The sequence below is a fragment of the Halopelagius inordinatus genome, assembly GCF_900113245.1.
Classification (GTDB): Archaea; Halobacteriota; Halobacteria; order Halobacteriales; family Haloferacaceae; genus Halopelagius; species Halopelagius inordinatus.
In genome coordinates this window covers 112,889-132,881 of record NZ_FOOQ01000002.1, presented here as the reverse complement: position 1 = coordinate 132,881, position 19,993 = coordinate 112,889, and the positions used below count along the sequence as shown (strand labels likewise).

Sequence of the window (19,993 nt, the reverse complement as noted above, 5' to 3'; positions counted from 1 at the left end):
CGCTATCGGCCGGTGACGGAGAGACGCCTCACGCCCCGATGTACTCCTCGTTGACGACCCATCCGTCCTCGTCGTCTTCGACGAGATACTCCCCGTAGTAGGGGACGCGGTTCGCCACCACCTCGCGGAACGCCTCGCGAATCTCGGGTTTCGTCATCTCGCCCATCGCCCGCAGGTCGTCGTTGCGGTTCAGACACCCCTTCAGGTACCCCTCGTGCGTGACGCGCACGCGGTGGCAGTTCGCGCAAAAGTCGGCGTTGCCGACGGGGTCTACGATTTCGACCATCCCCTCGCCGACGAAGTACCGACGGCGGTGGTGCATCTCTCGTCTCTCGACTCGGTCCGCTTTCTCTTCGAGCCAGTCGTGGACGCGTCCGATGTCGATGTTCCACTCCGGTTTCCCCGTCAGTTCGGGCATGTACTCGATGAGTTGGAGTTGCAGACCGGCGTTCTCCGCGACGTGGTCGACCATCCCCTCTACGTACCCGGCGGTGTGTTCGAAGACGACCATGTTCAGTTTCACCGGGTCCAGACCGGCGTCGAGTGCCGCCTCGACGCCTTCGATGACTTTCTCGTACGCGCCGGATTTGGTTATCTCCGCGAACTCGTCTGGGTCGAGTGCGTCTTGGGAGACGTTCACCCGCGAGAGACCGGCGTCCTTCAACGCCTCCGCGCGCCCGGGGAGGAACGTCCCGTTCGTCGTCAAAGACGTCTCCATCGAGTCGGGCGTGCGTTCGATAATCTCCTCTAGGTCCTGCCGGAGCATCGGTTCGCCGCCGGTGAACTTCACCTTCCCCACGTCGAACTCCGCTGCGACTTCGAGAAATCGCACCACGTCGTCGGCACTCATCTCGTCGTCGCTCGGTTCCATCGGTCCCCGCGTGTCGCCGAGTCCCTCGTTGTGACAGTAGACGCAGTCGAAGTTACACCGGTCGGTGAGGGAGATGCGGACGCCCGTAACCTCACGTCCGAAGTCGTCCACGAGCATATACCCAACCCTGGCCGCCGTCGTTGATAAATTCGCTGTCGCACCGCGGGGGACCGTAACCGAAGACGGTTACGCACCCCCCGCTCTCGGCGGCGGTCGGAAACGGTCCGCGGAGACCGACGCCCCGAAACCGGCCCGCCGACGCGGCCCCGACGACCCTCCCCCTTCACAACCCTTATCGGCGTTTCACCCGACGTGTGAAGCATGAACGACGAAGCGGTACGCGACCGTCTCCGCGCGGTCGAGGACCCCGACCTCGGCGGCGACATCGTCTCTCTCGGACTCGTCAACGCCGTGGACGTGGACGAGGACGCCGGCGTCGTCCGCATCTCACTCGCACTCGGCGCGCCGTACTCGCCGACCGAAACCGACATCGCCGCCGACGTGCGGGAGGCCCTCGCGGACACCGACTTGGACGTCGAACTCACGGCTTCCGTCCCCTCCGACCTCTCGTCGGACGAGACGGTGTTACCGGGAGTGAAAAACATCATCGCCGTCGCCTCCGGAAAGGGCGGCGTCGGAAAGTCCACCGTCGCCGTCAACCTCGCGGCCGGACTCTCGCAGATGGGCGCGAAAGTGGGCCTGTTCGACGCCGACGTCTACGGCCCGAACGTCCCGCGGATGGTCGCCGCCGACGAAGCGCCGCAGGCCACCTCGTCGGAGAGCATCATCCCGCCGGAGCGATACGGCGTGAAACTGATGTCCATGGCCTTTCTCGTCGGCGAGGACGACCCGGTCATCTGGCGCGGCCCGATGGTCCACAAGATTCTGACGCAACTGGTCGAAGACGTAGAGTGGGGCGAACTCGACTACATGGTGCTCGACTTACCGCCGGGGACGGGCGACACGCAGTTGACCATCCTCCAGACCCTCCCGCTTACCGGCGCGGTCATCGTCACGACGCCGCAGGACGTCGCGGTGGACGACGCCCGGAAGGGACTCCGGATGTTCGGCAAACACGACACGAACGTCCTCGGCATCGTCGAGAACATGTCCACCTTCGTCTGTCCCGACTGCGGCGGCGAACACGACATCTTCGGCACGGGCGGCGGCGAGGCGTTCGCCGCGGAGAACGACATGCCGTTTCTCGGCTCTCTCCCCCTCGACCCGGCGGTCAGAACGGGGGGCGACGGCGGCGACCCGGTCGTCTTAGACGAGGACAACGAGACGGCGGACGCGTTCCGACTCGTCACCGAGAACGTCGCGGACATGACCGGCGTCGTCCGCCGACGCGGGGCCGCGAACAGATGAGCAGGAAAGGCGACGGGGAACCCGACTGGGAGATGGCCCCCGACTCGGACGCCGCCTTCGAGGCGGACGCCGAACGCCGCGCCCGCCTCCGCGACATCGCCGACGACATCTACGGCGACACCTCAGAGAGCAAGCAGGTCGCCGCCATCCTCTACCGCGTCAGCGACCTGTACGACCCCGACGAGGACACCTCGCCCGAGGAGATATATCTCAACGTCCGCCACATCATGGACATCAAAGCCGAGGGCGGCCTCCGGAAGGAGTAGGCGCGTTCGCGTTCACTTTCATCGCTTGCTCGGCGCGCCCACCGGCGCTACGTCCTCTCTCCGTCGGAGAGACCTCCGTTTCGGTACTGTCTCGTCCGGCTTTACTTTCACTACGCACCCCCGAGTCCGACGCTCGGCGGGCGCGGTGCGCCCGCGCCGCCCGCGGCGCCGCCAGAGGAGACGCTTTTCCCCGTCGCGCCCGAGGGGCGAACGTGGACGCAGAACAGGACACGCTCGAAAATCCGTTCAACATGGACGAAGGGTGTACGAACTGCCCGGAACTCTGTGAGACTCGAACGTCTATCGCGCACGGATACGGCGACGTCGGCGCTGAGTTCCTCTTCGTCGCGGAACAACCGAGCGAAGGAGCAGACCGCACGGGCGTTCCCTTCACGGGCGACGCGGAGGGCGAGAAACTCCAAGCCGTTCTCGGCGAGTTGGGCTTCTCTCGGTCCCCGCCCGACTCCGAGAGGCCGGACCTCCAGAACGTCTTTCTCACCTATCTGACGCGGTGTCGAAACCCCGACCGCCCGCCGACGGACGAGGAGGTGCTGACGTGCGAACCGTACCTCAACGCCGAGATTCGGATGATAAACCCCGAGATTATCGTCCCCGTCGGGCAACGCGCCCTCGAAGCACTCGCCATCGACTACACGACGCGCCGCCCCGACAGTTTCGACGTGGACGAGGAACACGCCACGACCATCCGGGGCCGAGGGTTCGAACTCGTGCCGATGGTCGAACTCGACCGTCAGACCGACGAACAGAGCGAGGCGTTCGTCGACCACCTCTTAGAAAGCGTCTTCGCGCGCGACTATCGACAGACGAAGGGGCGTCGCGGTCGGTAGCCCGAGAGTCGCTTACGCGTCGGTGTCCGTCTCTCCGTCCGAATCGGCCATCTCGTCGGACTCCTCGGCCGCCGACGATTGGACGTCGTCCATATCGACGACGGAATCTAACTTCTCTTTGTTTATCGCGGAGTCGAGCGTCTCTCTGTCCTGTACCGCCGCGAGTCCCTCTCTTTCGACCGCGCGCTTTATCTCTCCGGCGTCGATGGCCGACGTGACGTCGCCGGAGTTCGTCGACGACTTCAGCGCTCGTCGCACGACGACGTATCCGGCGAGTGCCGCCCCGCCCGACGCGACTGCCCCCGGGACGCCGTACCGTTTGTACCCGAACTGTACCGCTTTCTTGCCTATCGTGTACGCACCAAACACGATACGCAGTTCGCCCGTGAGAGGCAAGAGGCTGTTTGCCCCCTGCGGACTACTGTCTGCGTTGCCTATCTCTCGGCGGACCCGACGGATGACCGAACGACCGACAGTCTGTCGACGAACCTATCCCACGTTGTCGGTGACGCGGACGTCGATTCCGCCGTCGCTCCAGAGACTCACGGTGACGTTCGTGAGGTGAATCTTGACGCTGACTTCCACGTCCGAGGTGTTTTTGAACAGCATGTCGATGGCGTCGGGGTGGATGTGGTCGTACAGCGTGAACTCGTCGTCGCGAAACGACGCGTTCTCGTGGGCTTGGACGGCTTCGAGGACGACTTCACTGAGCGCGACATCCTCGTCGCCGGGGAAGTAGCGTCGGCGTTCGGGGTGGTCATCCATTGCAATAGTGTCTAGGCGTCCGCCACGACCAAATTCTTCTCGGCAGGCGCGCCGGACCGCTTCCGCGGCCGCCGAGCGACAAACGCACGCGTCAGCGGCACTCTGTGGCAGTGTTCGGCGACTCGGTTCGGTGGCCCGGAGTTCGGATGGAAAGAGTCACCACGGGGCGGCTACCGACTCGCTCGTCGAACACCGTCTTCCACGGAGGTCGTATCGGCCCCGAAGGCTATGGGACAGAGCACCCAACTGTGAGGCGTGACAGGCTTCGAGGCGCGCGAGGGCCCGGCGTCCGCGCGACGCCGATATCGGCTCCGTCGGAGTTCGCCGGGGAGGAAAACTCGGCGCGAATCGCTCTCGGTGGCGGTGGTGAGACGATGAATCTCGTCTACTTCGCGCTCGGCGCACTCCTTCTCGTACTCGTCGTCGTGGACCTTCTGTGGACGACGCTCTGGGTCGAGGGAGGCGCCGGGCCGCTTACGTCTCGATTGATGTCGTGGTCGTGGCGAACGTTACGGAAGCTAGCGGGGCAGAACTCGCGCGTGCTCAGTCTCTCGGGGCCGCTAGTCTTCGTCGTCGGCCTCTCGGTGTGGATTGCGCTCCTCTGGAGCGGGTGGACTCTCATCTATGCGAGCGTAGACGGCGCCCTCGTCGATACGCTGAACAGAGGCGCCGTCTCTTGGGCCGACCTGCTCTACTTCACGGGATACACGATGTTTACGCTGGGAAACGGAGATTTCGTTCCCGGGAGCGGAATCTGGCAGCTCACGACCATCCTCGCGACGGGGAGCGGGATGCTCTTTGTGACACTGACCGTCACCTACATCCTCTCGGTGTTAGACGCGGTCACTCAAAAGCGCGCGTTCGCCATGGGCGTGAGCGGGTTCGGCACGCGCGGCACGGAGATCGTTCGGAAGGGATGGACCGGCGAGGAGTTCCGAGGGCTGGACCTGCCTCTCAACACGTACGTGTCTCAGGTGAACACGCTCACGTCGAATCACAAGGCCTACCCCGTCCTCCACTACTTTCACACGCCGCGGGCCGAGCAAGCCCCCACGATAGGGGTCGCCGTTCTCGACGAGGCGTTGACGCTCTTTAGATTCGGAGTTCCACAGCAGGACCGACCTGACGAAGTCGTTATCGACAACGCACGTTCGGGCGTCCACACCTACTTGCAAACCCTCGAAACAGCGTTCGTCGAGCCCGCGGACCGAACACCGCCGTCTCCGGATCTCGATGCCCTCCGCGAAGCAGGCGTTCCCACGGTCTCCGACGACGAGTTCGCGGCCAGCCTCGCCGAGTTAGACGACCGGCGTCGGATGTTACTCGGACTCGTCGAATCCGACGCGCGGCAGTGGCCGTCGGCGGGCGACACCGAGTGAGGGGGTAACCGCGGCAGCGCCGGACCTCGAACTCTCGCCGGTCGGACCGCGTCACCGGACTCAGTACGCAAAGAGGTCCCACGTCCACTCACCGACGGAGCGGGGTCCGAGGACGGACGGTCGGCGCGCGTCCACGCCGTCTCCGGTTTCGACGGCGTAACTGACGTTTCGAATCACCCGCCTCTCGCCGACCGTCGCGTTCAGGCGCGTACGGCCACCGACGACGACGCCGCGGTCGGTATCGACGCGCATCCGAATCACCGCCGTCTCGTAGCGTCCGTTCTCGGCGGGAGCGTCGTAGAGTGCGGCGAACACCGCCGGGCCGTCCGCCAGTTCGAGCGTCCGCGTCCCGTTTTCCGCTGCCACCGTCGTCCACCTCCCGGTTCGGGATTCGGGAAGGCCGTAGCCGATTCCGCGACTGAGACTGTACTCGTCGCGGACGTACCAGTAGTACGGAAGCGCGCGTGCGACACCGCCGCCGACGCGGCGTTCGCTCGCGGCGTACGGGAGAACGCCGGAGGAGCCGCCGAAGTTGTAGCTGACGCCGCTGTCGGCGTACCCGACCGACGTCCGCCCGTCGGACCTGCGCGCGGTCAGGTACCGGCGCGCGGAGCGCTCTAGAACCGTCGTCGAAACCGACCGTTCGCCGTCTCTCACCTCGCGAACGACGACGCGGTGGTCTTCGGAGGCCGTGCGGTCGAGGGCGGTTGCGTAGGCGTCTGTCGCGTCTCCGGGGAGCGACGCCGACGCGGACGGGCCAGTCGACGGACGCGCGTCGGTCACGCGAATTGCCGCCGCGCCGACGACGAGTCCCGCGACGAGAACGGCGGCGAGGGCGACGCGACGCACCGGCACGGTCTGCGTCTCGTCGGCGCGTTCGGCGGCGAGGGCGACGTGTATCGGGTAGACGAACGCACCGAGAATCGTGAGCGTGACGGTGGTGACTGCGACACCCACCAGAAGGGCGACGACCGCCGCCTCCTGTGTCGCGTAGCGGTCGCTCCCGAGAACCAGACAGACGCCGAACGCGCCGGCAGCGACGAGAACGCACGCGGCGTGGAGACAGAGCACGCGACTGGTTCGCCGCCGGTCACCTATCGCACGGACGGAGGCGGTGGCGGCATCGCCGAGTCCGGTTCCGGAGACGACGCGCGCTACCGTCGGTGCGATCAGCCCCCACGCGACGAACGTTCCCGCGGCGACGCCTGCGAACGGGGTCAGGACGACGACGGCCGTCGGGACGGTACCGCCCGCAGCGTAAATCACCGCTCTGAGTGCGGTATCGACGACGAGAAACCCGGCCGCGCCGAGAGCGAGCGAGACGAGGTGACCGCTGACGGCGACCGCACAGAGCCGAGCACCGCGCTCGCGGAGCGTCGAACGGACGGTCCAGTCGGGTGTCGCCTCCGGGGCGACGACGGCGGTGCGAACGGTCGGCGCAGCCGAACCGAGCGCGAGGAGCGAGACGAGCGGAGGACAGAGGAGAGACAAAACCGGGTGGAGGGCAGCGAGAGCGACGCGGACGAGGCCCTCGAAGAGGAGGACTCCTACTGAGAGGCCGAAGACGCGCTGGCGGTTCAACGCGACGCGCAGGCCTGCACGGAGGACAGCGAGCATCGTCGAGTTCTGTAGATTCCTCTCTCATAAATTTTCTTAGAGGAGAACGTATCTCCAGCGGAACTACCGTTCGACGGTGGAAAACGCGTCCCACGCGAGGCGGTTGCACGGCGAAAGCCGAGTCAGTAATCGCCGAGTACGCCGAGTCGTCGCGCGCGCCGCGTCGCGTAGTGGAACACGACGTAGCCTCCGAGGAGGTAGCCGAGAGCGACGGCGACGAGCAGTCCGAGCTCTCCGGCCCCGAACTCCCACAGTCTGACCCCGTCCACCATCGCTCGTTGGAGTAGTGCGCTGCCGTGAGCCAGCGGCAGAAATCGAGTCCACGGCGCGTCCAACACCGGCGCGGATATCAGGGCGATAAAGCCGAACTGCAAGAGGTTGAGCCAGTTGCCGATTCGCTTGTAGAGAACGGTGACGCCGCCGGCGGCGAACCCGAGTCCTAGCACCGAGGTGATCGCTAGCCCCGCGACGACGACGACGGTGACGGGGTCGAGGCTGAGCGTCGTCCCCGTGAGAAACAGCATCACCGCGAGCACGACTGCGGACGTGAGAAACGTCCGGACGACTTTCGCGATTCCCTTCAGTAGCGCGACCGGAGCGAACCCGAACGGCGTGGTGATGTGGCGTTCGAGCGTGCCCCACTGCACCTCGTTTCCGATGTCGTTCGAGACCGACGAGTACGCGCCGACAGAGAGCGTCCACAGGAAGTAGCCGACGACGATGCCTTCGAGCGAGTCGGTGAGTGCTCGCCCGGCTAACAGCCGTCCGCCGTAAAACAGCACGCCGAAGAAGAACAACGCGACGACGATTCCGCCGACCGCGTTGGCCGGGTACCGCACGAAAAGCAGGTATTCGCGGTACAGAACCGCGCGTGCGAGGTGGTAGTACGTCGCCGGGCGCGGGGCGTCGCGTCCGTCGCCCGCGTCGGAGGGGTTCGGCCCGCCGGACGGCACCGATTTCGGGTCCTCGGTGTCGATGCCCGCCGTCACTGCGACCACCGGCTCTCGGCGGCCGACCCTGCCAGTCCGTTCGCGTCCCCGGTCAGAGAGACGAACACGTCCTCTAGGTCGGGTTCGGCGGTTCGCACGTGTTCGAGCGCGACGTCCGCGTCGCGGAGATGGTCCATCAGCGCGTACAGTTCGTCGCCCGCGGCCGCGACTTCGATGCGAACGCTGTCGCCGCGTCGCTCTGAACCGCGCACGTCGAACTGCGCTCTGAGCGATGCGAGAGTTTCGTCGTCGAGGTCCGGACTCGTGATGCGGACGGTGTTTCGGTCGGCTCTCTGCAGGAGCGCATCGACCGTATCGTCGGCGACGATTCGTCCGTCGGACATCACGACGACTCGGTCGCAGACGTCCTCGATGACGCTCATGTCGTGGCTGCTGACGACGATAGTGAGTCCGTCCTCGGCCGCGAGGCGGCGGAGTTCGCTCCGGAGCGTCCGGGAACTCTCGACGTCGAGTCCCAGCGTCGGCTCGTCGAGGAAGACGAGTTCGGCACCGCCCGCGAGCACGCTCGCGAGCGACACCTTCTGTTTCATCCCGCGCGACAGCTCTCTGACGGGCGTGTCGGCTTTCTCGGTGAGGTCGAGACGCTCCAGCAGACGGTCGTGCCGCGCCGACACCGAATCCGGGTCGACCCCGCCGATGGTCGCGAAGTATCGAAGGTTCTCGCGGACGGTGAGCCGCCAGTAGTCGTTTCGAGCGCCTTCGAGCATCGCGTCGACGTCGGCGTACACGGTGCGCCGACCGTCCCCAACCTCGGTACCGAAGATGCGAATCGAGCCCGCGTCCGCGAACACGATGCCGAGGATGCTCTTTATCAGGGTCGTCTTACCGGCACCGTTCGGGCCGAGCAGACCGACGACGGAACCGCGGTCGACTGCGAAGCTCACGTCGTCGACGGCGAGAACCGCGTCGTCGCCGCTCCCGAACCGCTTCGATATCCCCTCGACGACGAGCGCCCGAGTGCTCCGAGGCCTCGATGCGTCGGTACCGACGGTGGCGTCACGGGGGTCGTCGCCCGAGTCGCTCTCCGGCGTCCGGCGGGTCACCACGGTATCTTCCATTGCCGCGGATAGGGGCTCCGTACCGATAAGCAGCACCCGATACGCACGTCCGTTCGGCACGTCGAACGAGTCGGGTCCGAGCCCACCCCGAAGAGAGCACGCATTGCTGACTAGCGGGAGCAGTTCGTCGGTTCGGAGAACGCCGTAGCGGCCGCTCGCGAGTGTTAGAGAGACGGGGTAGGTCAGTCAGCGGTAGACCCACGTGGTAACCCACGCGAGCCGAAAGGTGACTGGCTGACCGTGCCGTCTACGTTATCCTCTCTGCTCTCGTTACAAAACACCTCCGATAGTCGGGGCCGCCAGACGCAGTCTGGCGACGGCGACGGCGGCGACGAGTCGGAGGCCGGACCCGTCGGAGGCGGTGGCGCGGTGAGAATACGCTCTCTTCGGCTCCCGGCGACTTGAAGCGGCGGCTTGAAGGGCGCGCCACTCGGAATGACGGATATGACAGTCGTCGCCGTTCTCGCGGACCCCCCGCGCCCCGGACTCGTCCTCTCGGAACTCGCAGAAACGAGTCCGCTGACCGAGGCGGAGGCCGCGGAACTCTACGCTGCATTGCTGAAAGACACCGTCAGCGCCATCGAACGGTCGGGCGGCGAACTCCTCGTGAACTACCGATCCGAGGAGATGCTGCCCGACGAGTACGCCGGAACCGGCGACGCCGACGCCGAGGCGGAGGTTCGCGCAGTCGTCGCGGACGCGCTCGAAGAGCCGAGTGGCGCCCGCTACGAGGTGCAGGTGGGGTCGAGTTTCTCCGCGCGTGCGGGCAACACCGCGACGCACCTCCTCCGCGAGGAGGGCGTCCAGTCCGTCGCCGTCGTCCGCGGCACCGCCCCGTTTCTCCTGCGGTCCACCGTCGATTCCGCGGCGATGAAACTGCGGACCAACCCGGTGGTGCTCGGGCCGTCGGCGGAGGGTCGAACGTACTACGCGGGCTTTTCGGAGCCGATAGACTACGCAGGGGCGTTCGAGACGCCCGAGGTGGAGACGCTCGTCGCCCGCGCGAACGAAGCCGGTTCGGACGTGGGGTTCCTGCCGATGCAACCGTCGGTAGAGCGCGGCTCGGACCTCCTCTCTGTCGTTCCGATGGTCCGCGCTCGGTGGCAGGCCGACCGCATCGTCCCCGCCCACACCGCGGCGTTCGTCGTCGACCACGGCCTGCGCGTGGCCGCCGAAGACGGAACGCCGACGCTCCGTAGAGAGTGAGTCCGGCAGTCGTCTAGGCAGGTCACCGCGTCCGAACCGGGCCGTACCGACTATCCCCGTTCCTCCCGAACGCCGTGTATGGTCAGTCTCTCCGGCGCTAAACGGACGGGAAAACACATCGCCTCGGACTTCTCGAACAAGAACGTGACGTTCATGGCGGCCGGTATCGCCTACAACGCGTTCGTCTCGCTGGTTCCGATGTTACTCCTCGTGCTCTTGGTCGTCTCGTCGTTCGGCGGCGGCCTCGAAGACCGACTTATCGTACTCGCCGAGCGTTCCCTCCCGGGACCCATCGCGGGCGTGATCACGAGCGTGTTCGTCGGCGAAAGCGCCGCCGGTGCGTCGGCGATCGGACTCGTCGTGCTCGTGTGGGGGACGCTGAAGATATTCCGCGGCCTCGACACCGCTTTCTCGGAGATATACGAGACGGTCGATGAGAACTCCATCGTCGACCAGATAAAAGACGGCCTCGTCGTCCTCGTCGCCCTCGTGGTCGCAGTCGTCGCGACGGCGGGCGCGAGCATCGCCTTCGCGTGGCTCTCGGACCAGATTCCGTATATCGGCGTCCTGACGCCCCTCGTCCTCGTCGGCGGACTGTTACTTGCGTTTCTCCCGATGTACGTTCGGTTTCCGGACGCGGACCTCGGGTGGAGAGACGCGCTCCCCGGCGCGGCGTTCGCGGCGGTCGGATGGGCGGCGCTGCAGGCGCTGTTTCAGGTGTATCTCTCGTTCAAAGGCGGCGGGTCGGAGGGCTTTTTCGGCGGCGTCATCGTCGTCGTCACGTGGCTGTACTTTTCGGGGATGGTCCTGCTTCTCGGCGCGGTGATAAACTCAGTCGTCACCGGGGAGTCCTCGGGGCGCGCCGGCGGCGTCGGAACGGGGGCGTCCGGGTACGAGACGCGGCGAGAGGGGGAACTGGACCCGGACGAGTTCGCCCGATATCTCACGGAACTTCGCGAGGACGTGACCGGCCGCTACGAGGAGATGCGTCCGGCCGTCGGCGCGGAGAGCGAAGACAGACGCCCGCGTCCGCGCGGTAACGTCGAGTTGGTCGAACAGTCGAAACCGAACGGCGACGAAGAGGAGTGGTCCGTCGCGTTCCGGTGGCAGAGTCCGGCCGACGACTCGGACCGAGAGCAGACGCCCGCGCCCGCGGACGACTGAGAGGCGTGGGCCGTAACCGACAGTCCTTAGACGCCGCCGCGTCACAGTTCGACCGAAGGTGGGATGGCAGAGTGGACTATTGCGCCTGCCTTGAAAGCAGGTGGCCTTCGGCCTCCTGGGTTCGAATCCCAGTCCCACCGCATTCTGACGCGAATCACCTGGCGAGCACCTCGTGTGCTCGCCGCCTCGTGAGCGTCGTATCGCGTGTACGGAGGGATTCGAAGCAGGGAACGGTGAGTGACTGAGGTTCGAATCCCAGTCCCACCGCATTCTGACGCGAATCACCTGGCGAGCGTCCGGTGTGTTCGCCGTCTCGACGGACCGCCGCGCGTGAGAGCCTTCCCCAGATGCGTAACGGCTTTGGGTCGGCCTGCTAACAGGGAGGTATGGACTGGCCACACGACCCAGATGGCGAAGCGGGGTCAGAGGGAATGCGGAAGTTCGGCCACGCGATAATCGCAAAGAAGATAGACGAAGAGGAGGACTTTCCCCTCTCGCGTGAGGAGTTCGTCGCCGAGTACGGCGACGACCCGATTCGCATCGACTACGAGCGAGTCGTTCCGCTCCGCGAGGTGTTCGAGAACGTCGAGGGCGAGGAGTTCGACGACTTCGTCGAGTTCCACAAAGCGCTCGGCCGCGCGATGCGGAGCGCCGGATACTGGTTCTACGAAGGCCCGGAAGCGTTCGCCTGAACCGGACCCCTCGGTTCGTCTTCCGATTCGACGGTGAGCCACCGGTGTTCGACTGCGACCGCGCCTGCGCGCGTCTCGCCGATTACTCGTCGTCGAGAGCGACCCGGTCTGCGATCTCCTGTTCGGGCGACTCCCGTTCCCAGTCGCGGGGGGCGTCGCCGCCGACTTCCGCCTGCACTTTCTCCTCTAAGATGTTGACGGCGACGCTGTTTGCTCCCTCGGGGATGATGAGGTCTGCGTGTTTCTTCGACGGTTCGATGAACTGCTCGTGCATCGGCTTGACCGTCGAGAGATACTGGTCTATGACGCCCTCCAAGTCGCGGCCCCGGTCGATGACGTCGCGTTGGATGCGACGGAGGATGCGGACGTCGGCGTCGGTTTCGACAAACAGGCGCAGGTCGAGCATCTCGTTTATCTCCTCGTCGTAGAGCGCGAGGATTCCTTCGAGGATGACGACGTCCGTCGGTTCGACGGGGACGGTCTCCTCTTTGCGGTTGTGCACCTCGAAGTCGTACTGCGGCATCTGTATCTCTCGGCCTTCGAGGAGCGTCGCCAACTGCTCGCGGAGCAACTCCCACTCGAACGCCGAGGGGTGGTCGTAGTTGAGCGCCTCCCGTTCCCGGAGGTCGAGGTGGCTCTGGTCCGCGTAGTAGTTGTCGAGTGGGATTCGCGTGACCGACTCGCCGACGTTCTCCGTGACGAGTCGCGCCACCGTCGTCTTCCCCGCGCCGGTCCCACCGGCGATACCGATCACGAACGAGGGGATGGTCATCGGTGAAAAACTCGCGGCGAGCGGTTTCAACATGGTGGTTCGCACGCCCGCCCGTGACGTGCGGACAGTTCGCTCACGGACGGCAGCGGGTCATAACCGTTCTGGCCGCCGCCTCCTAGACCCTTCGAGAGTAACAGAATCGGCCGATAGCATGGCACCAAGAGGTAAATTTATAACTGGGTGATGCATTTGCGTGCCACATGGCACGTGATATCGTACGGCGAGACTTTCTGAAACGCGTCGGTGCGGCGGGAGCCGTCGGCGCAGCAGGACTATCGGGCTGTATCGGCAGTCCGGGAGAGGGTGGCGGCGGCGGAGGTGGAGGCGGACCCGAGGGGCTGGTCGTCATCGGCTACCCCGAGAGTGGTATCCAGTTGTTCCGCGACTACTACAGCCAGAGCGACGGACAAGAGGAGATTCTCGTCCCCGACGGACTCCGAGACGGGTCGATGCCCGGGCAGGTGGGCAACGACATGGAGAACGTCACCGGAACCGCACCGGCCGCGGGCGGTCCGAATCAGGAGGCGTTCGCGTCGATGTTCGAATCGGAGTACAACAGCGCGCCGAGCGTCTTCACCGCGCAGTCGTACGACTCGGTCGCGCTCTTGCTCCTCGCGAACGCCGCCGCGGGCGAGAACAACGGGGCCGCGCTGCGAGACCAGATGCGGCGCATCGCCAACCCCGGCGGGACGGAAATCGGCCCGGAGAACTTCATAGAGGGGATAGAGGCGGCCGCGAACGGCGAGGACATCAACTATCAGGGCGCGTCCTCGGCGACCAACTTCAACGAGGACGGCGACCCCGCCTCCGCGGCGTACTCCATCTGGGAGTTCGCGCCCGACGAGGAGTCCACGACCCAAGTGGAGACGCAGAACTTCGAGGGAGACAACCCCGACGGGAGCGGACCCTCCGCCGACAGCGGACCCGGCGGTTCGGACCGCGAACTCTCCGTCGGAATCCTCCTGCCGGAGACGGGTGACCTCGCGTCCGTCGGTCAGCCGATGATTCAGGCCGCGCAACTGCCGGCGAAACAGGTCAACGACGAGAACCCCGCCGGTCTCACCGTGAACGCCCAGATAGAAGACACGCAGACGTCGCCGGACTCCGGCGTCTCGGCGGCCCAGTCGCTCGTCAGCGCGGGCGTCCCCGGCGTCTGCGGGTCGGCCTCTTCGGGCGTGAACGTCCCCGTCTCTCAGCAGGCGTTCATCCCGAACGAAGTCGTCGGCTGTTCGCCGTCCTCGACGGCACTTTCGGTGTCGAACCTCGAAGACAACGACTTCATCTTCCGGACTGCACCCTCGGACTTCCTACAGGGCCGCGTCATGGCGCAGGTGATGTCCGAACGCCTCGAAGCCGGGTCCGTCTCGACGCTGTACGTCAACAACGACTACGGACAGCAGCTTTCAGAGCGGTTCACCAGCGTCTTCGAAGACGAGTTCGACGGCGACGTCTACAACCAAGTCGCCTTCAACATCGGCGAGTCCTCGTACTCGTCCGTCATCGAGTCGGCGCTGTCCGGTTCGGAGAACTGAGCGGCGGACCGACACCCGACTGTTGTTTCGTCCGCGACGCAGAACGGAGTGACCTGCGGTCGAACGCGGTTCGACGAGAGCCGCCGACCCGACAGCGACTGCTCTGACTCCCCTGGGAGGGAACGAACAAAAGATACTCATGCACCGGTCGAAACGACCGAGAGCATGGACCGCCGTACCCTCCTCTCGACGCTCGCCGGGTCGTCTCTCGTCGGTACCGCGGGCTGTCTCGACGACCCGTTGGGAACGGAGACGGACACCCGCGCGCCGACAGACGAGACGGTGGAGACGACGCCGACGGACGAGGCGGTGGGTCTCAGCGTCACGAACGAGGACGACGAACCGCACTCCGTCTCGCTTCGGGTCGAAGACGGCGACGAGACGCTGTTGGAGCGAACGGTCGACGTGGACCCCGGCGTCGGACGACTGGTCGAGGGCCGCCTCGTCGGCGAGGGGGCCTACCGGGTGGTCGCCGAACTCGACGACGGACCCCGACTCGACTACCGGTGGCGCGTCACGAGCGAACTCGGCTTTTTGGATATCGTCGTCAGGGACGGGGGCCGCCTCGAACCGCGCCAACGCGCAGAGAGTACGCCCACCGGCGGGGACGGCGACGGCCCGTACACCGTCTCCGGCGCGGACGACGTGCTCACCCCGCCGAACGTCGAGATCAGAAACTGGAGCGACGAGGACGCCGTCGTGGCCGTGTCGATATCCCACGAGGGCGACCGGTTCTTCGAGCGGTCGTTCGAGGCGACGACGGACCGAGAGGTGTTGACCGAACCGGTCGTCGCCTCGAAGGCCGTCTACCGCGTCGTCGCAGAACTTCGTTCGGCTGCCCGCCGGACCACGTCCGGCGATGTCGCGGAAACCGACGACGGCCGGCGGGCGACCTACGAGTGGAACGTGGCGGGAAACTGGCCGCTCTTGGCCGTCCTCGTCGACGAAGACGGGACGCTCCGAATCGGATGCGACTGGCCCCACGAGACGGAGATAGCCGTCGAGAACGCGGACGAGGAGTCGCGGACGGTCGCGGTGACGCTCTCGGACGGCGAGGGCGTCGTCGCGGAGGCGACGCGGACGGTGTCGCCGGGCGACGGACGGGTGCGTCTCGACGTGCCGATGGGCGACGAGTTCAGGCTTCGCGTCGAGACGGAGGCGGGAACCGACGAGGCGGAGTATATCGACTGTTACTGCCGGAGTTCGACCGCGGAAATCTCGATCGAAGACGGCGTCCCGACGGTCGATTCCTACGTGGCCGTCTGCGAGTGAGAGAGAAGAGAGGCGAGAGGAGAGACGGCGGTGCGGTCGCTATCCGCCGAGGAAGTCCTTGCGGACCTGTTCGTCGCCGAGCAACGCGTCGCCGGTGTCGACGTAGCGGTTCTGCCCGTTCGCGAGGACGTAGCCGCGGTCACACCGCCGGAGCGCCTCCTTCGCGTTCTGTTCGACCATCAGGATGGCCGTGCCGTCCTCGTTGATGGCGTCGATTCGGTCGAACATGTCGTCTACGAGGTCCGGGGCGAGTCCGGCCGAGGGTTCGTCCAACAGCAGGAGGTCCGGTTGGAGCATCAACGCGCGCCCCATCGCGAGCATCTGCTGTTGCCCGCCGGACATCGTCCCGGCCTTCTGGTCGCGTCGTTCTTCGAGGATGGGAAAGCGGTCGTACACCGCCCGCATGGCGTCTTGCGGTACCTCGTCTAAGATGTACGCGCCCATCTCCAAGTTCTCCTCGACCGTCAGAGAGGCGAAGACGTTGTCGTTCTGGGGGACGTAGCCGATGCCCTTGTGGATGATGTCCTCCGGTTTGAGACCCGTCACGTCGTCGTCCGCGAACCTGACCGTCCCGCCCATCAGGGTCGTCAGTCCGAAGACGGACTTCATCATCGTCGACTTGCCCGCCCCGTTGGGGCCGACGATGGTGACGTACTCGCCGTCGTAGACGTCCATGTCCACGTCCGTGAGAATCTGCAAGTCGCCGTACCCGGCGTCTAAGTTCCGGACGCGGAGGAGAGCCGCCTCACCCTCGCGGGAATCCGCGTCCTCGGCCCTGACAGCGCCGCTCATACGTTCCCTCCGAGGTACGCCTCGATGACGTCTTCGTTGGATTTGACCTCCTCCGGGTCGCCCTCCATGAGGACGCGCCCTTGGTGGAGGACGATGACGTGTTCGCAGTTCTTCATGATGAGGTCCATGTCGTGTTCGACCAACAGGAACGTGTAGCCCTGTTCGCGGAGTTCGTGGATGTGTTCGAGCAGTCGTTTTTCGAGCGTCGGGTTGACGCCGGCGAACGGTTCGTCCAAGAGGAGCATATCCGGGTCGGTGAGTAGCGCCCGCGCCATCTCTAACAGTTTCCGCTGTCCGCCAGAGAGGTTGCCCGCGTACTCCTCTGCGATGTGGGCGATGTCGAAGAAGTCCAACACCTCCCAGACGCGTTCGAGGAGTTCCGACTCCTGTGCGATGACGTCGTCGCGGACACCCGGCGTGACCGACCGCCAGAGCCGTTCGCCCCGTTGCGCCTTCGGAGCGAGCATCATGTTCTCTAAGACGGTCATGTCGCCCAGTTCGCGGGCGATTTGGAACGTCCGGACCATCCCGCGGTTGGCTATCTGGTGCGGTTCGAGTCCCGTCACGTCCGCCCCGTCGAACGTGACCGTTCCCGAGTCGGGAGTCAGCATGCCCGTGATGAGGTTGAACGTCGTGGACTTGCCAGCGCCGTTCGGGCCGATGAGCCCGGTGAGACTGCCGCGTTCGACCTCGAAGGACGCGCCGTCGACGGCGGTGATACCGCCGAAGGACTTGTGGAGGTCCTCGACACGAAGCGGGTAGTCAGACGAGATGTCCGGCCCGGTTCCGAGGTCGAGAGAGCCCGAACCGGCCGGTTCCGGCGCGTCGTCGGCGTCGGTGCCCGGGTCGGTCTCACTCATCGGTCTCACCTCCGTCGGACTGCGTCCGACGTGCCGTCGAGTCGTCGTCGACGCCTCCGTCGGTCGCGGCGGTAGATTCGTTCGGCCTGCCGAGCGGGATGCTCGCGGCCGTCTCCTTGCGGTGGCCGAGGAGCCCTTCGGGTCGGTTGTGCATCAGCCAGATGAGGACGAGGCCCATGATGACGAGTTGAAGCTGTCGGATGCTGTCTATCGTGTACAGCACGAACGGAAGCGGGTCGAGGTTCGAGACCAGCGGTGCCACCGCCTGTCCGAACCCGTTCGGCGCGTTCGACGTCGGCAGCACTATCTCGACGAGGTTTTTGAAGTAGCGCGGCCCCTGGTAGAGGACGGCCGCGAATATCGCGCCGCCGAGGACGCTGCCGGTGTTCGACCCCGCGCCGCCGATGATGAGCGCGATCCAGACGAAGAACGTCACGCGCGGGCGGAAGAAGTTCGGCGTCACCGCGCCCTGGGTCATAAGCCAGAGGATTCCGGCGAGTCCCATCAGCGCGCAGCCGAGCATGAACGACTTGATCTTGAACTCGTTCGTGTTCTTCCCGAGGGAGTTGGCCACGTCCTCGTCCTCGCGGATGGCCTTGAGGACCCGGCCGAACGGCGACTCGCCGGTCCGCTTCAGGAGCCAGAAGTACGCCGCGACCATGGCCAAAAGCATCGCGCCGTAGACCAAGCCGTTCGCGACTGGCATCGGGTTGTTCAGGTCGAACGTCGCCCCGAACCAGCCGACGAACCCGCGGTAGGCGTCCCACAGGCCGAACACGGAGAAGAACGCGTTGATCGGGTCCGGGTAGTCGAGGATGAGTCCCGACCCGCCGCCGAAGCCGACGCGCTTGCCGAACAGTTGGAACTGCTGGAACTGACCGGAGAGAAACGAGAAGCGGACGATTTCCGACATCGCGATGGTGACGATGGCGAGGTAGTCCGCGCGCAACCGAAGCGCCGGTAACGCGATCACCAACCCGAGGAGTGCGGCCGCGAGCATCCCCGCGATGATGCCGACGACGAGGGGGAGACCGAGTCCGCCGACCTGCGCCGCGCCGCCGGCCTCGTACACCGGTTTCGAGACGAGAGCCATCACGTAGACGCCGACGGCCATGAAGCCGACGATGCCGATGTTGAACAGCCCAGTGTACCCCCAGTGGAGGTTCAACGCGAGACTGAGCATCGCGAACACACCGATGTAGAACGTCAGAACGGCGATGGTGTTGAGTTGGCCGCGCAGCGAGTAGCCGAGGGCCAACCCCACGGCGACGTACGCGGCGTAGACGACTGCGAGCGTCGCGAGAATGAGGCCCGCGTCGCCGCCGGGGACGCGGTCCGTGAAGTCCGCTCGAACGCTCATGCGGTCGACCTCCCGCTGAAGAGACCTTCGGGTTTCACGAGTAAGATGACGATCATGACGACGAACGCCGCCGCCCGAGCGAACGCCGACGGTATCCAGATGACCGAAAGCGACGCCGTGAGACCGATGACGAGGCCGCCCGCGATTGCACCGTAGACGGATCCGATGCCGCCTAAGATGACCGCGGCGAAGATGAGAAGCAAGAGGAGCCAGCCGTCGTTGAATCCGAGCGTCCCCTTCCAGAGGATGAACGTGTAGCCCGCGACGCCGGTGAGACCCCCACCGATGATCCACACGGAACGGACGACCCGTTCGGTCGGGATGCCGGTGACGCGGGCGAGGTCCTCGTTGTCGGACATCGCGCGCATCGCCTTCCCGAGTTTCGTCCGTTGGAGGAGAAGGTGGACGCCGAGCATGAGACCCCCCGCGACGACGGCGAGCGTCAGGTCGTGCATGTTGATTCGAATCGCGCCGTCGACGAGATACAGCGAGAACGACGGCGGTTGAGCGGTCGTCCCGCGCACGTCGGACCCGAAGACGAACTGCATCAGGTAGCGAAGCGCGAAGGCGATACCGATACTCGTGATGAGAAGCGTGATGCCGTCTTCGTCGCGAATCGGTCGGAAGACGGTGCGGTCGACGACCAGCGACAGGACGATGGTGAAGACCCCCGCCACGAGCAAGCCGAGCACGATCGCGAGCGGAGTGGACGTGATTCCGATGCCGAGCGTTCCGCCGTAGACGGACCCACCGGCACCGACGAGAAGCAACGCGCCGATGTCAGCGCGCCCCAGTCCGGCGACGAGGTAGGTCGTCGCCCACCCGGAGAACGCTCCGGCGGTGATGTAGTCGCCGTGAGCGAAGTTCGCGAAGTTCAGGATGCTGTACGTCATCGACAGTCCGATTCCCGCGAGACCGATGACCAGTCCGCGCATCACCCCGTCCCAGACGAGAGACCCCACGTCGCTGAACGCGGTTCGACCGGTCGCCAAGCCCACGAACAGGTCGCCCAACAACAGAACGGCGACGAACGCCACCACGAGCGCGAACGGACGGTCCACCGCGAACCGCCGCCCGCGTGTGTATGTCTCAGCAATCCCCATTGATAACTATCCTCATGATATTTGCGGACGTGATTAAGTGATAAGTCTTTCTTCACTG

The 19,993-nt window shown here is 65.5% G+C and carries 20 protein-coding genes and 1 tRNA gene; 10 read left to right on the top strand and 11 right to left on the bottom strand.

Features of this window, described 5'->3' with window-relative positions:
* Positions 1 to 28: 28 nt before the first annotated feature.
* Complete coding sequence (moaA, locus tag BM167_RS08320; RefSeq protein WP_092891423.1) at positions 29 to 988, bottom strand: GTP 3',8-cyclase MoaA; 960 nt, start codon at positions 986 to 988, stop codon at positions 29 to 31.
* 204 nt (positions 989 to 1,192) lie between these two features.
* Between moaA and BM167_RS08315 the strand changes: the two genes are divergently transcribed.
* The 3 genes from BM167_RS08315 to BM167_RS08305 all read left to right on the top strand — a co-directional run bounded on the left by BM167_RS08315 (position 1,193) and on the right by BM167_RS08305 (position 3,353).
* Complete coding sequence (locus tag BM167_RS08315; protein ID WP_092891421.1) at positions 1,193 to 2,239, top strand: Mrp/NBP35 family ATP-binding protein; 1,047 nt, start codon at positions 1,193 to 1,195, stop codon at positions 2,237 to 2,239.
* Positions 2,236 to 2,505: a DUF7976 family protein gene (locus BM167_RS08310; protein ID WP_092891419.1), complete on the top strand. Its 270-nt coding sequence runs from the start codon at positions 2,236 to 2,238 to the stop codon at positions 2,503 to 2,505. Before BM167_RS08315 ends, BM167_RS08310 begins: the two co-directional genes overlap by 4 nt.
* 212 nt (positions 2,506 to 2,717) lie before the next feature.
* Positions 2,718 to 3,353 (top strand): uracil-DNA glycosylase, encoded by a 636-nt coding sequence (locus BM167_RS08305; protein WP_394327236.1) that lies wholly within the window; start codon positions 2,718 to 2,720, stop codon positions 3,351 to 3,353.
* Positions 3,354 to 3,365: 12 nt separating this feature from the next.
* Here BM167_RS08305 and BM167_RS08300 read toward each other — a convergent pair whose 3' ends face one another.
* Together BM167_RS08300 and BM167_RS08295 are read right to left on the bottom strand one after the other, a co-directional pair.
* Positions 3,366 to 3,722 carry a hypothetical protein gene (locus BM167_RS08300; RefSeq protein WP_092891417.1) on the bottom strand — a complete coding sequence of 119 codons (357 nt, stop codon included), beginning with the start codon at positions 3,720 to 3,722 and terminating at the stop codon, positions 3,366 to 3,368.
* Positions 3,723 to 3,842: 120 nt separating this feature from the next.
* Complete coding sequence (locus BM167_RS08295) at positions 3,843 to 4,118, bottom strand: HalOD1 output domain-containing protein (protein WP_092891415.1); 276 nt, start codon at positions 4,116 to 4,118, stop codon at positions 3,843 to 3,845.
* Between the two features lie 374 nt (positions 4,119 to 4,492).
* On the opposite strand from BM167_RS08295, the gene BM167_RS08290 reads away from it, so the two are divergent.
* Positions 4,493 to 5,497 carry a potassium channel family protein gene (locus tag BM167_RS08290; protein ID WP_092891413.1) on the top strand — a complete coding sequence of 335 codons (1,005 nt, stop codon included), beginning with the start codon at positions 4,493 to 4,495 and terminating at the stop codon, positions 5,495 to 5,497.
* A gap of 60 nt (positions 5,498 to 5,557) precedes the next feature.
* Here the strand turns inward: BM167_RS08290 and BM167_RS08285 are convergent, their stop codons facing one another.
* The 3 genes from BM167_RS08285 to BM167_RS08275 form a co-directional block, all read right to left on the bottom strand.
* Positions 5,558 to 7,114 carry a hypothetical protein gene (locus BM167_RS08285; RefSeq protein ID WP_092891411.1) on the bottom strand — a complete coding sequence of 519 codons (1,557 nt, stop codon included), beginning with the start codon at positions 7,112 to 7,114 and terminating at the stop codon, positions 5,558 to 5,560.
* A 122-nt stretch (positions 7,115 to 7,236) separates the two neighbouring features.
* Positions 7,237 to 8,067 (bottom strand): ABC transporter permease, encoded by an 831-nt coding sequence (locus BM167_RS08280; protein ID WP_092893019.1) that lies wholly within the window; start codon positions 8,065 to 8,067, stop codon positions 7,237 to 7,239.
* A gap of 32 nt (positions 8,068 to 8,099) precedes the next feature.
* Positions 8,100 to 9,182 carry an ABC transporter ATP-binding protein gene (locus BM167_RS08275; protein WP_092891409.1) on the bottom strand — a complete coding sequence of 361 codons (1,083 nt, stop codon included), beginning with the start codon at positions 9,180 to 9,182 and terminating at the stop codon, positions 8,100 to 8,102.
* A gap of 444 nt (positions 9,183 to 9,626) precedes the next feature.
* Here BM167_RS08275 and BM167_RS08270 point away from each other — a divergent pair, with 444 nt between their 5' ends.
* The 4 genes from BM167_RS08270 (at position 9,627) to BM167_RS08255 (ending at position 12,244) form a co-directional block, all read left to right on the top strand.
* Entirely contained in the window at positions 9,627 to 10,388 is a 762-nt protein-coding gene (locus tag BM167_RS08270) for a glycosyltransferase family protein (protein ID WP_092893017.1), read from the top strand.
* Positions 10,389 to 10,466: 78 nt separating this feature from the next.
* Positions 10,467 to 11,552, top strand: a complete 1,086-nt coding sequence (locus BM167_RS08265) for a YihY/virulence factor BrkB family protein (RefSeq protein WP_092891407.1) — start codon at positions 10,467 to 10,469, stop codon at positions 11,550 to 11,552.
* Positions 11,553 to 11,609: 57 nt separating this feature from the next.
* A tRNA-Ser gene (locus BM167_RS08260) sits at positions 11,610 to 11,692 on the top strand.
* Positions 11,693 to 11,938: 246 nt separating this feature from the next.
* A complete protein-coding gene (locus BM167_RS08255) occupies positions 11,939 to 12,244 on the top strand; it encodes a DUF5785 family protein (protein WP_092891405.1) in 306 nt (101 codons plus the stop codon).
* An 82-nt stretch (positions 12,245 to 12,326) separates the two neighbouring features.
* Here the strand turns inward: BM167_RS08255 and udk are convergent, their stop codons facing one another.
* Positions 12,327 to 13,016 (bottom strand): uridine kinase, encoded by a 690-nt coding sequence (udk, locus tag BM167_RS08250; protein ID WP_092891403.1) that lies wholly within the window; start codon positions 13,014 to 13,016, stop codon positions 12,327 to 12,329.
* Between the two features lie 200 nt (positions 13,017 to 13,216).
* Here udk and BM167_RS08245 point away from each other — a divergent pair, with 200 nt between their 5' ends.
* Positions 13,217 to 14,548 carry an ABC transporter substrate-binding protein gene (locus BM167_RS08245; protein WP_092891401.1) on the top strand — a complete coding sequence of 444 codons (1,332 nt, stop codon included), beginning with the start codon at positions 13,217 to 13,219 and terminating at the stop codon, positions 14,546 to 14,548.
* A 165-nt stretch (positions 14,549 to 14,713) separates the two neighbouring features.
* A complete protein-coding gene (locus BM167_RS08240) occupies positions 14,714 to 15,820 on the top strand; it encodes an Ig-like domain-containing protein (RefSeq protein ID WP_092891399.1) in 1,107 nt (368 codons plus the stop codon).
* A 39-nt stretch (positions 15,821 to 15,859) separates the two neighbouring features.
* Here BM167_RS08240 and BM167_RS08235 read toward each other — a convergent pair whose 3' ends face one another.
* The 4 genes from BM167_RS08235 to BM167_RS08220 are packed head-to-tail and all read right to left on the bottom strand — an operon-like array spanning position 15,860 to position 19,767.
* On the bottom strand, positions 15,860 to 16,612 hold the full coding sequence (locus BM167_RS08235) for an ABC transporter ATP-binding protein (protein ID WP_092891397.1): 753 nt from the start codon (positions 16,610 to 16,612) through the stop codon (positions 15,860 to 15,862).
* Positions 16,609 to 17,472 carry an ABC transporter ATP-binding protein gene (locus BM167_RS08230; protein ID WP_092891395.1) on the bottom strand — a complete coding sequence of 288 codons (864 nt, stop codon included), beginning with the start codon at positions 17,470 to 17,472 and terminating at the stop codon, positions 16,609 to 16,611. Before BM167_RS08230 ends, BM167_RS08235 begins: the two co-directional genes overlap by 4 nt.
* Positions 17,465 to 18,832 (bottom strand): branched-chain amino acid ABC transporter permease, encoded by a 1,368-nt coding sequence (locus BM167_RS08225; RefSeq protein WP_092891393.1) that lies wholly within the window; start codon positions 18,830 to 18,832, stop codon positions 17,465 to 17,467. The genes BM167_RS08230 and BM167_RS08225 overlap by 8 nt, the downstream gene beginning before the upstream one ends.
* Positions 18,829 to 19,767, bottom strand: a complete 939-nt coding sequence (locus BM167_RS08220) for a branched-chain amino acid ABC transporter permease (RefSeq protein ID WP_177213357.1) — start codon at positions 19,765 to 19,767, stop codon at positions 18,829 to 18,831. Before BM167_RS08220 ends, BM167_RS08225 begins: the two co-directional genes overlap by 4 nt.
* Positions 19,768 to 19,993 lie beyond the last annotated feature (226 nt).